This is a genomic window from Acidovorax sp. LjRoot38, from assembly GCF_964252975.1.
GTDB classification, from domain to species: domain Bacteria; phylum Pseudomonadota; class Gammaproteobacteria; order Burkholderiales; family Burkholderiaceae_C; genus Acidovorax; species Acidovorax facilis.
Genome location: NZ_CAXUPT020000003.1, coordinates 216,032 through 229,824 on the forward strand (window position 1 = coordinate 216,032; position 13,793 = coordinate 229,824).

At 59.8% G+C, this 13,793-nt stretch carries 13 protein-coding genes; all 13 read right to left on the bottom strand.

What is annotated here, in order from left to right; translation table 11 throughout:
• Positions 1 to 8 precede the first annotated feature (8 nt).
• The 13 genes from ACSQ22_RS06125 to ACSQ22_RS06185 are packed head-to-tail and all read right to left on the bottom strand — an operon-like array spanning position 9 to position 13,793.
• The gene (locus tag ACSQ22_RS06125; RefSeq protein ID WP_218300598.1) at positions 9 to 494 is read right to left on the bottom strand and encodes a DUF1178 family protein; all 486 of its coding nucleotides are present in this window, start codon (positions 492 to 494) and stop codon (positions 9 to 11) included.
• Between the two features lie 24 nt (positions 495 to 518).
• On the bottom strand, positions 519 to 824 hold the full coding sequence (locus tag ACSQ22_RS06130) for a DUF2818 family protein (RefSeq protein ID WP_055393246.1): 306 nt from the start codon (positions 822 to 824) through the stop codon (positions 519 to 521).
• Between the two features lie 25 nt (positions 825 to 849).
• Complete coding sequence (gene nuoN / locus ACSQ22_RS06135; RefSeq protein WP_055393244.1) at positions 850 to 2,343, bottom strand: NADH-quinone oxidoreductase subunit NuoN; 1,494 nt, start codon at positions 2,341 to 2,343, stop codon at positions 850 to 852.
• Between the two features lie 13 nt (positions 2,344 to 2,356).
• A complete protein-coding gene (locus ACSQ22_RS06140; RefSeq protein ID WP_055393242.1) occupies positions 2,357 to 3,832 on the bottom strand; it encodes an NADH-quinone oxidoreductase subunit M in 1,476 nt (491 codons plus the stop codon).
• A 12-nt stretch (positions 3,833 to 3,844) separates the two neighbouring features.
• Positions 3,845 to 5,890 (bottom strand): NADH-quinone oxidoreductase subunit L, encoded by a 2,046-nt coding sequence (gene nuoL / locus ACSQ22_RS06145; protein ID WP_055393240.1) that lies wholly within the window; start codon positions 5,888 to 5,890, stop codon positions 3,845 to 3,847.
• 31 nt (positions 5,891 to 5,921) lie between these two features.
• On the bottom strand, positions 5,922 to 6,230 hold the full coding sequence (gene nuoK / locus ACSQ22_RS06150) for an NADH-quinone oxidoreductase subunit NuoK (protein WP_005793248.1): 309 nt from the start codon (positions 6,228 to 6,230) through the stop codon (positions 5,922 to 5,924).
• Positions 6,227 to 6,895 (bottom strand): NADH-quinone oxidoreductase subunit J, encoded by a 669-nt coding sequence (locus tag ACSQ22_RS06155; RefSeq protein WP_436129755.1) that lies wholly within the window; start codon positions 6,893 to 6,895, stop codon positions 6,227 to 6,229. The genes nuoK and ACSQ22_RS06155 overlap by 4 nt, the downstream gene beginning before the upstream one ends.
• Positions 6,896 to 6,945: 50 nt before the next feature.
• A complete protein-coding gene (gene nuoI, locus ACSQ22_RS06160; protein WP_010463942.1) occupies positions 6,946 to 7,458 on the bottom strand; it encodes an NADH-quinone oxidoreductase subunit NuoI in 513 nt (170 codons plus the stop codon).
• A gap of 12 nt (positions 7,459 to 7,470) precedes the next feature.
• Positions 7,471 to 8,553: an NADH-quinone oxidoreductase subunit NuoH gene (nuoH, locus tag ACSQ22_RS06165; RefSeq protein ID WP_055393236.1), complete on the bottom strand. Its 1,083-nt coding sequence runs from the start codon at positions 8,551 to 8,553 to the stop codon at positions 7,471 to 7,473.
• Positions 8,550 to 10,685, bottom strand: a complete 2,136-nt coding sequence (gene nuoG, locus ACSQ22_RS06170; protein WP_436129756.1) for an NADH-quinone oxidoreductase subunit NuoG — start codon at positions 10,683 to 10,685, stop codon at positions 8,550 to 8,552. Before nuoG ends, nuoH begins: the two co-directional genes overlap by 4 nt.
• A 14-nt stretch (positions 10,686 to 10,699) precedes the next feature.
• Positions 10,700 to 12,055: an NADH-quinone oxidoreductase subunit NuoF gene (gene nuoF, locus ACSQ22_RS06175; protein ID WP_218300594.1), complete on the bottom strand. Its 1,356-nt coding sequence runs from the start codon at positions 12,053 to 12,055 to the stop codon at positions 10,700 to 10,702.
• Complete coding sequence (nuoE, locus tag ACSQ22_RS06180; protein WP_431149953.1) at positions 12,052 to 12,543, bottom strand: NADH-quinone oxidoreductase subunit NuoE; 492 nt, start codon at positions 12,541 to 12,543, stop codon at positions 12,052 to 12,054. Before nuoE ends, nuoF begins: the two co-directional genes overlap by 4 nt.
• A complete protein-coding gene (locus ACSQ22_RS06185; RefSeq protein ID WP_182119480.1) occupies positions 12,540 to 13,793 on the bottom strand; it encodes an NADH-quinone oxidoreductase subunit D in 1,254 nt (417 codons plus the stop codon). The genes nuoE and ACSQ22_RS06185 overlap by 4 nt, the downstream gene beginning before the upstream one ends.

Genomic DNA, 13,793 nt, shown 5'->3' on the forward strand with positions numbered 1-13,793 from the left:
TCGATGGCCTACTGGAGCGTTTCCTTGGCGGCGGCGGGCAGAGGCAAGGGCATGACGGCGATCCCCTCCTCCAGCAACTCCATCGCCTCATCCGGAGTGGCCTGCCCGCGAATCGCGCGCTCCTGCACCTCACCGTGGTGCATGCGCCGGGCCTCCTGCGCAAAGCGCGCACCCACATCCTCGGTATTCGCGACGATCTTGCGGGCAAGGTCCAGCCAGGCAGCCTGTAATGCGGGGGGAAGTGCCGGAGAGTTTCCGACCTGGAGACTGCCGCCCTCGGGTGCGGCAGACGGTGTAGGCACGGCTGACGGTGCAGCTGGCTCGCGCGCCCCCAGGTTCAGCCGGGGAGCACTCAAGCGTTTTTCAATGTGATCGTCCGCGCACAGCGGGCATTGCACCAATCCACGTTGCTTCTGGCCCTGGAAATCGTCTTCCGAAGCGAACCAGCCTTCAAAGACATGGCCCTGCCGGCATTGGAGATCAAGCACCTTCATGGCAAACCTTGGGCACGCTGGCCATCAGCCGTGGCGGCGCAGCAGGTAACGATAAACAAAACCTGGAAAGGCGAGTGTAAGGAACAGCGTCCCGGTGATCGCATAGAACTCCCAGCCTTGCGAAGCAATCTGCCCGGCCCTGCGCTCCAGCAACAGCGCCAAGCCACCCACCAGAAAGTACAGCAGGATCAGCTCGCCCAGGCGGCCCACCAGCGGCTTTCTCGGATTGGACTGTGGCCCTACCGCCAGCCAGCGGTGGTTGACAAAAGGCAGGTTGGCAGCAATGAACGCTGCCACGATGACCAGCCAGACGGACCCGGTAAGCGACACAGGAACAGCAGGCAGTGGGGAACGCTTAGGTGGCCAGCGCGCGCACGACAGCGTCAGCGCAAAGGGCCATCAAGCCGCCGGGCAGAAGGCCCAGCACCAGCAGGAGCGCGCCGTTAAGGGTCAGCACCACACGCACATCCGCCGGGGCGGACACGTTCGAGGCCGTCAACGGTGCGTCGAAGTACATGACCTTCACCACCCGCAGGTAGTAGAAGGCGCCGATCAGCGACATGATCACCGCGAACACCGCCATCGCGATGTACAGGGTCTGGCCTGAGGCCACCAACGCCTGCAGCACGGCCAGCTTGGCGTAGAAACCCACGAGCGGCGGAATACCGGCCATCGAGAACAGGCAGACGGCCATCACACCGGCGTACAGGGGGCTACGCTGGTTGAGGCCAGCAAAGTCCGAAATTTCCTCGCTTTCGAAGCCTTCGCGGGCCAGCAGCAAGATCACGCCAAAGGCTGCCAGCGTGGTGAGCACATAGGTCACCACGTAGAACATCGAGGCGCTGTAGGCGTTCTCAACGGCCGTAGCATCCACATTGCCGTTCACCACACCCGACATCAGACCCAGCAGCACAAAGCCCATTTGCGAAATGGTGGAGTACGCCAGCATGCGCTTGAGGTTGGTCTGCGCGATGGCGGCCAGATTACCCACGAGCAGTGAGCCAATCGCCAGCACTGCCAGCATCTGCTGCCAGTCGATGGCCAAGGGCAACAACCCGTCGACCAGCAGGCGGATGGTGATGGCAAACGCTGCCAGCTTGGGCGCGCCACCGATCATGAGCGTGACCGCCGTGGGAGCACCCTGGTAGACGTCGGGAATCCACATGTGGAAAGGCACGACACCCAGTTTGAAGGCCAGGCCGGCCACCACGAACACGAGGCCGAAAACCAGCACCTGGTGGCGAATCTGGCCTGAATTGACGGCCTTGAACACCTGACCGATATCGAGCGAACCCGTGGCACCGTAGATCATGGACAGGCCGTACAGCAGGAAGCCGCTGGCCATGGCGCCAAGCACGAAATACTTCATGGCCGCTTCTGTGGCCGTGGCGTTGTCACGGCGCAGGGCCACAAGCGCGTAGCTCGACAAGGTCAGCAGCTCCAGGCCCAGGTAGATCACCAGGAAGTTGTTGCCCGAGATCATGATGAACATGCCCAGCAGCGCAAACATCGACAAGGTGAACATCTCGCCGCCACGCATCATGCCGCGATCTGCCGCGTAGGGTCGGGCATAGACCAGCGTGATCATCATGGCCACCGTGGCAAAACACTTGAGCCAGTTGCCCATGGCATCGCTCACCACCATGTTGCCAAACCCATAGAAGGTGTTGCCGCTGCTGGCGTACATGGCCTGCAATCCAGCCACCACGGCGAGCGTGAGCAGGGTGAGCACGTAGGTGGCGGTGCGGCGGGCGCTGTGCACGCCCAGGTCGACCAGCGCGATCACGCAGGCCATGGTCAACAGCACGATTTCGGGGTAAATCGCGAGCCAGCTGATGTTGTCAATCATCTTCTTGAATCTCTTAGTTCAGCTTGGATAGCGCAACATGCTTGAGCAGTTCCGCCACCGAGGTGTCCATCACGTCCGTGAACGGACGGGGATACAGGCCCATGGCCAGTACGGCAATGCCCAGCAAGGCAAGCACCAGGAATTCGCGGCTGTCGATGTCGGTCAGGCCCTTGACGTTGTCATTGCCCACTGGCCCCAGGTATACGCGCTTGAACATCCACAGCGTGTAGGCGGCACCAAAGATCAGCGCAGTGGCGGCGGCCAGACCGATCCAGAAGTTGGCCTTGACAGCGCCAAGGATCACCATCCACTCGCCCACAAAGCCGGCAGTGCCTGGAAGGCCGCAGTTGGCCATCGCAAACAGCAGCGCAAAGGCCGTGAAGTTGGGCATGGTGTTGACCACACCGCCGTAAGCGGCGATTTCACGCGAATGCACGCGGTCATACAGCACGCCAATGGACAGGAACATCGCGCCCGAGACAAAGCCGTGGGCAATCATCTGCACCAGACCGCCAGACACGCCCAGATCGTTGAAGATAAAGAAGCCCAGAGTCACAAAGCCCATGTGCGCCACAGACGAATACGCCACCAGTTTCTTCATGTCCTTCTGGACCATGGCCACCAGACCCACATAGATCACGGCAATCAGCGACAGGGCAATCATCAGCCAAGCCCACTCGCGCGAGGCATCGGGGGCGATGGGCATGGAGAAACGCAGGAAGCCGTATGCGCCCAGCTTCAGCATGATGGCGGCCAGCACGGCGGAGCCTCCGGTGGGCGCCTCCACGTGCACGTCGGGCAGCCAGGTGTGCACCGGCCACATCGGCACCTTCACAGCAAACGCCGCAAAGAAGGCAAAGAACAGCAGCGTCTGCGCCGTACGGCTCAACGGCAACTGGTGCCACGTGGCAATGTCGAAGCTGCCGCCTGACTGGTTGTACAGGAAGATCAGCGCGATCAGCATCAGCAGCGAACCGAGCAGCGTATACAGGAAGAACTTGAACGCCGCGTAGATCTTGTTGGGGCCACCCCAGATACCGATGATCAGATACATCGGAATCAGCGTGGCTTCGAAGAACACGTAAAACAGCATGCCGTCCAACGCCGTGAATACGCCAATCATGAGGCCCGACAGGATCAGGAAAGCCCCCATGTACTGGTTGACGCGCTCGGTGATGGACTCCCAGGAAGCCACTACGACGATGACAGTGATGAATGCCGTCAGCGGCACGAACCAGAACGAGATGCCATCCACACCCAGGTGATAGTGGATGTTGAAGCGTTCGATCCAGGCTGCCTTCTCGACAAACTGCATCGCCGCCGTGCCCAGCTGGAACCCATCGTACAGGGGTAACGTCACCAGGAAGCCAACCACGGCCCCCACCAGCGCCAGCCACCGCACCGCGCGGGCATGCTCATCCCGCCCAATGGCCAGCAGCAGTACACCGAAGGCAATCGGTGCCCAGATTGCAAGACTCAACAGACCCATTTGTTGTTTTCCTTATTTGATGAGCTGCAACAGAGCATCGCCCCAGACAAACCAGGTCATCAGCGCGAAGACACCCAGGATCATCACCAGCGCGTAGTGGAAGATAAAGCCCGACTGCATCCAGCGCACGATGCCGGAAACTCCACGCACCAACTTCCAAGAACCGTTCACGAGAGCGCCGTCGATGATGGCCTGATCGCCTACCTTCCACAGCCCGACACCCAGCGCACGAGCACCACGGGCGAGGATGTTCTCGTTGATCCAATCGAGGTAATACTTGTTTTCCAGCAAGGTGTAGAGCGGCTGGACACGTGCCTTGATGCCCGCAGGCAGCGCAGGATTGACCATGTACATGTAGTACGAAGCAGCTACCCCCGCCAAAGCAAGCCAGAAAGGCGCTGTCTGGAGACCATGCAGTGCCATCCCCACCGGACCGTGGAAGATTTCTGCCAACTTCGCCATGGCCGGGTGCTTGGCCGCATCTACAAAGATCACGTCCTTGAAGAAGTCACCAAACAGCATGGGTTGGATGAACATGAAGCCCACCACCACCGAAGGAATGGCCAGCAGCACCAGCGGCACCGTCACCACCCAGGGGGATTCGTGTGGCTTGGCATCGTGCCCGTGGTGATCATCATGACCATGGTGGTCGTCATGGTGCGCATCCGGGTTCTGGTCGTAGCGCTCCTTGCCATGGAAGACCAGGAAATACATGCGGAACGAATAGAACGCCGTGATGAACACACCTGCGAGCACGGCAAAGTGCGCAAAACCGGCTGCGGGCAGTTGGCTGAAGTGCACGGCCTCAATGATGCTGTCCTTGGAGTAGAAGCCCGAGAACAGCGGTGTACCGATCAACGCCAGCGAACCCAGCAGTGAGGTGATCCAGGTGATGGGCATGTACTTGCGCACGCCGCCCATCCAGCGGATATCCTGGTTGTGGTGCATGCCCATGATGACCGAGCCGGCCCCGAGGAACAGCAGCGCCTTGAAGAACGCGTGGGTCATCAGGTGGAACACGGCCACCGAGTAAGCCGATGCGCCCAGCGCTACGGTCATATAACCCAGCTGCGACAGCGTGGAATAAGCCACCACACGCTTGATGTCGTTCTGGATGATGCCCAGGAATCCCATGAACAACGCCGTGATGGCACCAATCACGAGGATGAAATTCAGGGCCGTATCAGACAGTTCAAACAGGGGCGACATGCGCGCCACCATGAAAATGCCCGCGGTCACCATGGTTGCCGCGTGGATCAGCGCCGAGATAGGGGTTGGACCTTCCATCGAGTCGGGCAACCACACGTGCAGCGGGAACTGGGCCGACTTGCCCATCGCACCAATGAACAAGCAGATGCAGATCACGGTGATCAGCATCCAGTCGGTGCCGGGGAATGGCAGACCACCCAGCTCACCCGTCTTCGCGAACACTTCGCCGTAGTTCAACGTGCCAGCGTAAGCTGCGATCAAGCCAATGCCCAGGATGAAACCGAAGTCGCCCACCCGGTTGACCAGAAAGGCCTTCATGTTGGCAAAGATCGCCGAAGGCTTGTTGAACCAGAAGCCGATCAGCAGGTAAGACACCAGGCCCACGGCTTCCCAACCGAAGAACAGCTGCAGCAGGTTGTTGCTCATCACCAGCATCAGCATGGAGAACGTGAACAACGAGATGTAGGCGAAGAAACGGTTGTAGCCGTCGTCCTCTTCCATGTAGCCAATGGTGTAGATATGCACCATCAGCGACACAAAGGTCACCACGACCATCATCATGGCGGTGAGGCTGTCCACCAGGAAGCCCACTTCCATCTTCAGACCACCAACAACCATCCAGGTGTACAGCGTCTCGTTAAAACGCGCGCCATCGATCGCAACGCTCTTGAGCGTCATCGCAGACAACACGAACGCCACGAGCACGCCCAGGATCGTCAGGGTATGGCTCAGGCGTCGGCCTATCCAGTTACCACCAAAGGTCGTACCAAAGATGCCGGCCAGCAAAGCACCCGCCAGCGGAGCCAGTGGCACGGCCAGGAGCGTTGAAGCAGAGAGGGTTTGACTCATTCTTGAGAACCTTGGGAATACGGGTAGCCCATCAACCCTTGAGGGTGTTGAGGTCTTCCGCGTTGATGCTGGACTTGTTGCGGAACAGCAGCACCAGGATGGCCAGGCCGATGGCCGATTCGGCTGCCGCCACGGTCAGGATGAAGAACACAAACACCTGGCCGTGCATGTCGCCCAGGTAGTGGGAGAAAGCCACGAAGTTCATGTTCACCGCCAGCAGCATCAATTCGATGGCCATCAGCAGCACGATCAGGTTCTTGCGGTTCAGGAAAATCCCGATCACCGCGAGCGCGAACAACATCGCACCCAGCGAGAGAAAGTGTCCCAATGTCAGCGTCATACTTTTTTCTCCTCGACGGCCGGCTCTGCCTGTGCCTCGTCCACCGGCTTCTGGGTCGCTGCGACCTTCACCACTTCCAGGCGGTCCGCAGCACGGACGCGGATCTGCACCGAAGGATTGATGGCCTTGCTGTCCTTGCGCTGGCGCAGGGTGAGCGCAATGGCGGCAATCATGGCCACCAGCAGAATCACAGCTGCGATTTCAACGGGATAAAGGTATTCGGTGTAAAGCAGCTTGCCCAACGCCTTGGTATTCGAATACGGGACCACCTGCCCCGCAGCATCCACCATGGTGGCGACGGCCTTGGGCTCGTCCATGCCACGAAACCCGCCCATCAGCACAGCGGCCATTTCCAGCGCAATCAAAGCGCCTACCGTGGCGGCCAGGGGAAAGTGCTTCCAGAAGCCTTTGCGCACCGTGTCGATGTGAATATCAAGCATCATCACGACGAACAGGAACAGCACCATCACCGCGCCCAGGTACACGAGCACCAAGGCAATGGCGAGGAATTCGGCTTTGAGCAGCAACCACACCGCTGCCGCCTGCGAAAACGCGAGGATGAGATAGAGCACGGCATGCACAGGATTGCGCGCAGTGATCACCCGGAAGGCTGCAAACAGCAGCACAACCGAGAAGAGGTAGAAGAAACCAGTCTTGGCGTCCATGAATCGGGTCTTTATAGAAAGTCTGGCAAAGAGGCTGAAGCCTGCACCGCTCAGCGGTACTTTGCGTCCGCAGCCTTGGCTGCCGCAATTTCGCCTTCGTACCGGTCGCCCACGGCCAGGAGCATGTCCTTCGTGAAATACAGATCGCCACGCTTTTCGCCGTGGTATTCAAAGATGTGCGTCTCCACGATGGAATCCACCGGGCAGCTTTCTTCGCAGAAACCGCAGAAGATGCACTTGGTCAGATCGATGTCATAGCGAGTGGTGCGGCGGGAGCCATCGGCACGGACGTCCGACTCAATCGTGATCGCCATGGCGGGGCAAACGGCCTCGCACAACTTGCAGGCGATACAACGCTCTTCCCCGTTGTCATAGCGGCGCAGCGCATGCAGACCGCGAAAACGGGGTGAAAGAGGCGTTTTCTCTTCCGGGAACTGCACAGTCACCTTGCGGCGAAAGGCATAGCGGCCCGTGAGGGCCATGCCCTTGAGCAACTCCACGAGCATGAAGCTCTTGAAGAAATCCTTGAACGAAAAAGGTGCAGCAGCAGCAACAGCAGTCATTTGTGTCCCCGCTTATTTCCAGATATTCCAAGGCGAGAGCAACCACCCGCCGACAAACAACAAATACACCAGCGTGACTGGAATAAAGATCTTCCAGCCCAGACGCATGATCTGGTCATAACGGAAACGGGGGAAGGTCGCCCGGATCCAGATGAACATGGACACCACAAGGAAGGTCTTGATACCCAGCCAGATCCAGCCAGGAATCCAGTTGAACAACGCACTGTCGATGGGGGGCAGCCAGCCGCCAAGGAACATCAGTGCAGCCAGGATGGAAACGAGCCACATGCTGGCGTACTCAGCCAGGAAGAAGATCGCAAAGCCCATGCCGGAATACTCCACCATGTGGCCGGCCACGATTTCCGCCTCGCCTTCCACCACGTCAAACGGGTGGCGGTTCGTTTCAGCAACCCCAGAGATCAGGTAGACCAGGAAAATGGGCAGCAGCGGGAGCCAGTTCCAGGACAGGAAGGTCAGGCCCTTATCCGCAGCCATGCCACGCCCTTGCCCCATCACGATTTCGGTCAGGTTCATGCTGCCGGAAACCATGATCACGACCAGGAAGCAGAAGCCCATGGCAATTTCGTAGCTCACCATCTGTGCGGACGCACGCAGCGCACCGAGAAAAGCATACTTGGAGTTCGAGGCCCAGCCTGCAATGATCACACCATAGACCTCAATCGAGGTGATGGCCATGACCAGCAGCAGACCTGCATTCACATTGGCCAAGGCCACATCGGGGCCAAAGGGAATAGCCACCCAGGCAGCCAGTGCCGGCATGATGGCCATGACAGGTCCGAGGACAAACAAGCCCTTGCTGGCCGCCGTGGGCTGGATGATTTCCTTGGTCAACAGCTTCAACGCGTCAGCGATAGGCTGCAGCAACCCCATGGGACCCACGCGGTTGGGGCCATGGCGCACCTGCATGAAGCCCAGGAGCTTACGCTCCCACAGCGTGAGGTAGGCAACCGCACCCATCAAAGGCGCCAGGATACAAACGATCTTGATCAGGATCCAGAGCACCGGCCAGACGATGCCAGTCCACCACCCAAAAGAAAGCAGGTTCAGGCCCGCGTTGTAGATCGCGTCGATCATGCGGCCACTCCTTCACATGCCATGCGCGCGTCGGCAGTGAGCTGCAACGACGTGGAACGGCGCACCAGGCCGTCCAGTTGATAGATGGATGCGACCACGGGTTCACCTGCTGCGGCTGTCGCAGCGACTGGCACCGTCCTCACAGCGTTCGACATCTGAGCAGCCGCCAATTGCGTGACCGTGCCCGCTGGGGCATTCGTGGCACGGGCCAGCACGTCCTGCGAGGTTTCAAAGTCGAAGCCCGGCACACCCAGCAGATTGGCCAGAACGCGCAGAACCTTCCATGCAGGACGGGCGTCACCCAGAGGGCGCACCACGGCGTGGAAGCTCTGCAGACGGCCTTCCGCATTGACAAAGCTGCCAGACGTTTCGGTGAACGGGGCAATTGGCAACAAAACGTCACTGAACTCCATGTTGGCCTTGAAGGGGCTCAACGTGATCACCATGTCTGCACCAGACAGCGTGGCAGCAGCACTGGCGCCCGCAGCGGAGTCGTACACCGGCTCAGTATTGAGCAACAAGGCTGCCTTCAGACCACCGGAAAGCATCTGGCCCGCATTCAAGCCACCATTGACAGGATGAGCCCCCACGAACTGAGCACCCACCGTATTGGCGGCTTCCGTCAGGTAGCCGACGGATGCCCCCGTGTTCTCACCAATCCAGTTGGCCAGCGCCAGCAATTGCGTAGCCTGTGCATGGTGCGCAGCTGCGTTGCCCAACAACAGCGCCTTGCGTTCGCCACCCAGCAGGGTACGGGCGATCGCCAAGGCACCCTCGGTCACGGCACCTGCCCCCGCAGGCGCAGAAGCACCCTTTTCCTGCGCCACCGCAGCAGCGATGCCGCCAAGCGCCGCCACCCATTGGGCAGCAGGCTGCAGTAGGGAGTGTTTCACAGGCATTGCCCAGTCAGCCAGGGCCGAATCGACCACACTGACCTGACAGCCGTGGCGTGCTGCCTGGCGAATGCGCTGGGCGAACAACGGATGGTCCTTGCGCAGGTTGGAGCCCACCACAAGCACACTCTGCAACGTGGACAACGAGGCAATGGACGTGCCAAGCCAGCGGATACCTTCGGGCGCTGCAAATTCAGCATTGCGCAGGCGGTAGTCAATGTTGTCACTGCCCAGACCACGCACCAGCGCAGAAGCCAGGTACAACTCTTCGACCGTGCTGTGCGGACTGACCAGAGCGCCAATGCTGTTGGCGCCGTGGTCATTCTTGATGTTCTTCAAACCGTTGGCGACGTATTCCAGTGCGGTCTGCCAATCGACCTGCCTCCACACCCCGCCCTGCTTGAGCATCGGCTGGGTCAGGCGTTCGTCGCTGTTGAGCGATTCGTACGAGAAACGGTCACGGTCGGCAATCCAGCATTCGTTGACAGCCTCATTCTCGAACGGCACCACGCGCATGACCTTGTGGTTCTTGACCTGAACAATCAGGTTGGAACCGGTCGAATCGTGGGGGCTCACCGAACGGCGGCGCGACAACTCCCAAGTGCGGGCGCTGTATCGGAAAGGCTTGCTCGTGAGCGCACCGACGGGGCAGATGTCGATCATGTTACCCGACAGCTCGGAGTCCACCGTATCACCGGTGACCGTTGTGATCTCCGAGTGCTCGCCGCGATGGATCATGCCCAGCTCCATCACGCCGGCCACTTCCTGGCCGAAGCGCACGCAACGGGTGCAGTGGATGCAACGGCTCATTTCCTGCATGGAAATCAACGGGCCAACATCCTTGACAGGCACCACGCGCTTTTCTTCTTCGTAGCGAGAAGAAGAGCCGCCGTAGCCCACGGCCAGGTCCTGCAACTGGCATTCACCGCCCTGGTCGCAGATGGGGCAATCCAGCGGGTGGTTGATCAGCAGGAACTCCATGACCGACTGCTGGGCTTTGATAGCCTTGTCACTCTTGGTGCGCACGATCATGCCCTGCGTCACCGGCGTAGCGCACGCTGGCATGGGCTTGGGAGCCTTTTCCACATCCACCAGGCACATACGGCAGTTGGCGGCGATCGAAAGCTTCTTGTGGTAGCAGAAATGCGGAATGTAGGTGCCCGCCTTCTCGGCCGCATGCATCACCATGCAGCCTTCGGCGACTTCCACTTTCTGACCGTCCAGTTCAATTTCAACCATATGTTTTCTCGCGATCAGACGGAGGTCGCGGCCTGCGGGGCCTTGTTCCGGATCAGTGCCTCAAACTCGGGACGGAAATGTTTGATCATGGCGCGCACAGGCATGGCAGCGGCATCGCCCAGCGCACAGATCGTGCGCCCCTGGATGTTGTCTGCCACAGAATTGAGCAGGTCCAGATCGCCTTCGCGCCCCTGACCGTGCTGAATACGGTCGATCACGCGCCACATCCAGCCCGTGCCTTCACGGCATGGCGTGCACTGGCCACAGGATTCGTGGGAATAGAAGTACGACAGGCGCAGCAGACTCTCGACCATGCTGCGGGAATCGTCCATCACGATGACGGCACCCGAGCCGAGCATGGAGCCAGCCTTTGCAATGGAGTCGTAATCCATCGTGCATTCCATGATGATGGAGGCAGGCAGCACCGGGGACGAGGAGCCACCGGGAATCACTGCCTTGAGCTGGCGCCCCTTGCGCACGCCACCGGCCAGTTCGAGCAGCTTGGCAAACGGTGTGCCCATGGGTACTTCGTAGTTGCCGGGCTTTTCCACATCGCCCGAAACCGAGAAGATCTTGGTGCCACCGTTGTTGGGCTTGCCACACTCCAAGTAGGCTTGGCCGCCATTGCGGATGATCCACGGCACGGCCGCGAAGGTCTCCGTGTTGTTGATGGTGGTGGGCTTGCCGTACAGACCGAAGCTGGCAGGGAACGGCGGCTTGAAGCGCGGCTGGCCCTTCTTGCCTTCGAGCGATTCGAGCAGCGCAGTTTCTTCGCCACAGATATAGGCACCGAAGCCATGCGCCGCATGCAGCTGGAAGCTGAAGTTGCTGCCAAGGATCTTGTCACCCAGGTAACCGGCTGCGCGCGCTTCTTCCAACGCTTCTTCAAAGCGGTCGTAGGTCTGGAAGATTTCACCGTGGATGTAGTTGTAGCCCACAGAGATGCCCATCGCGTAGGCCGCGATGATCATGCCTTCGATAACGATGTGCGGGTTGAACTGAAGGATGTCGCGATCCTTGCACGTGCCAGGCTCGCCTTCATCGGAGTTGCACACGAGGTACTTCTGGCCTGGGAACGAGCGGGGCATGAAGCTCCACTTGAGGCCGGTGGGGAAACCCGCACCGCCACGGCCGCGCAGGCCGGATTCCTTGACAGTGGCGATGACCTGGTCCTGCGTGAGTGGTTCACCGCCATCGGTGCCCAGGATCTTGCGCAGCGCAGCATAGCCGCCGCGCGCTTCGTAGTCCTTGATGCTCCAGTTCGCACCATCCAGGCCCGCGTAGATCTGCGGGTTGATGTGGCGGTCGTGGAAGCAGGTCTGGACGCCCGTGGCCTGGAACTGCGAGAGGATCTGTGCAGCGGTGGTCATGCTTGTCCCTCCGCCGCACGCAGGCCGTCGACCAACTGGTCGAGCTTGTCGTTGTCCATGAAGCTGCACATCGTGCGGTCGTTGACCAGCATCACGGGCGCATCAGCGCAGGCGCCCAGGCACTCACACTGCTGCAGGGTGAACAGGCCATCGGCCGTGGTCTCGCCCATGGTCACACCAAGCTTCTTTTCAAGGTGGTGCAGCGCCTTCTGTCCGTCGCGCAGCTGACAAGGCAAGTTGGTGCACACGTTGAGCTTGTACTTGCCCACCGGCTGCTGGTTGTACATGTTGTAGAAGGTCGTGACTTCATGCACGGCGATCTGGGCTATACCCAGATACTCGGCAATCACCGCTTCACTTTCAGCACTGACAAACCCCTGCTCCTGTTGCACGATAGACAGGCAGGCCATCACTGCAGACTGCTTCTGCTCGGCGGGGTACTTGGCCACTTCACGCGCAAAACGCGCGCGGGTCGATTCGGTAATCATCGGTCAATCTCTCCGAACACGATATCCATGGTGCCGATGATGGCCACGGCGTCCGCAATCATGTGGCCGCGTGCCATTTCGTCCAGCGTGGCGAGGTGCGCGAAACCAGGCGCACGGATCTTGAGGCGGTACGGTTTGTTGGCGCCGTCGCTCACCAGGTAGATGCCAAACTCGCCCTTGGGATGCTCCACCGCAGCATAAGCCTCACCCTCGGGCACGTGAAACCCTTCAGTGAAAAGCTTGAAGTGGTGGATCAACTCCTCCATGTTGGACTTCATGGATTCACGAGCGGGCGCAGCCACCTTGTGATTGTCAGTAATGACAGGACCCGGATTGGCTTTGAGCCAATCCACACACTGCTTGATGATGCGATTGGATTCGCGCATTTCCTGCACGCGCACCAGATAGCGGTCGTAGCAGTCACCTGTCTTGCCCACGGGTACATCGAAGTCCACACGGTCGTAAACATCGTACGGTTGGGTCTTGCGCAGGTCCCAGGCAATACCGGAGCCACGGATCATGGGGCCGGTCATGCCCAGGTTCAGCGCACGCTCGGGCGGCACCACACCAATACCCACGGTGCGCTGCTTCCAGATACGGTTGTCGGTCAGCAGGGTCTCGTACTCGTCTACGCAACCGGGGAAGCGCTTGGTGAAGTCGTCGATGAAATCAAGCAAAGAACCTTGGCGGTTCTGGTTCATGGCCTCCAGGGCCTTGGCGTTCTTGATCTTGCTGACCTTGTATTGCGGCATGGAGTCCGGCAGGTCACGGTACACACCGCCTGGACGGAAATACGCTGCATGCATGCGCGCGCCAGAGACGGCTTCGTACATGTCGAACAGGTCTTCGCGCTCGCGGAAGGTATAGATCAGGATGGTGGAGCTGCCGCAGTCGTTGCCATGCGAACCCAGCCACATCAGGTGGTTCAGCAGGCGCGTGATTTCCGAAAACATCACGCGGATGTACTGCGCACGCAGGGGCACTTCCAGGCCCAGCAGCTTTTCGATGGCCAGGCAGTAGGCGTGCTCATTGCACATCATCGAAACGTAGTCCAATCGGTCCATGTAGGGCAGCGACTGGATGTAGGTCTTGTGTTCGGCCAGCTTTTCGGTGGCACGGTGCAGGAGGCCGATGTGCGGGTCGGCCCGCTGTACGACTTCGCCATCGAGCTCCAGCACCAAGCGCAGCACACCGTGCGCCGCCGGATGCTGCGGACCAAAGTTCAGGGAATAGTTCTTGATTTCAGCCAT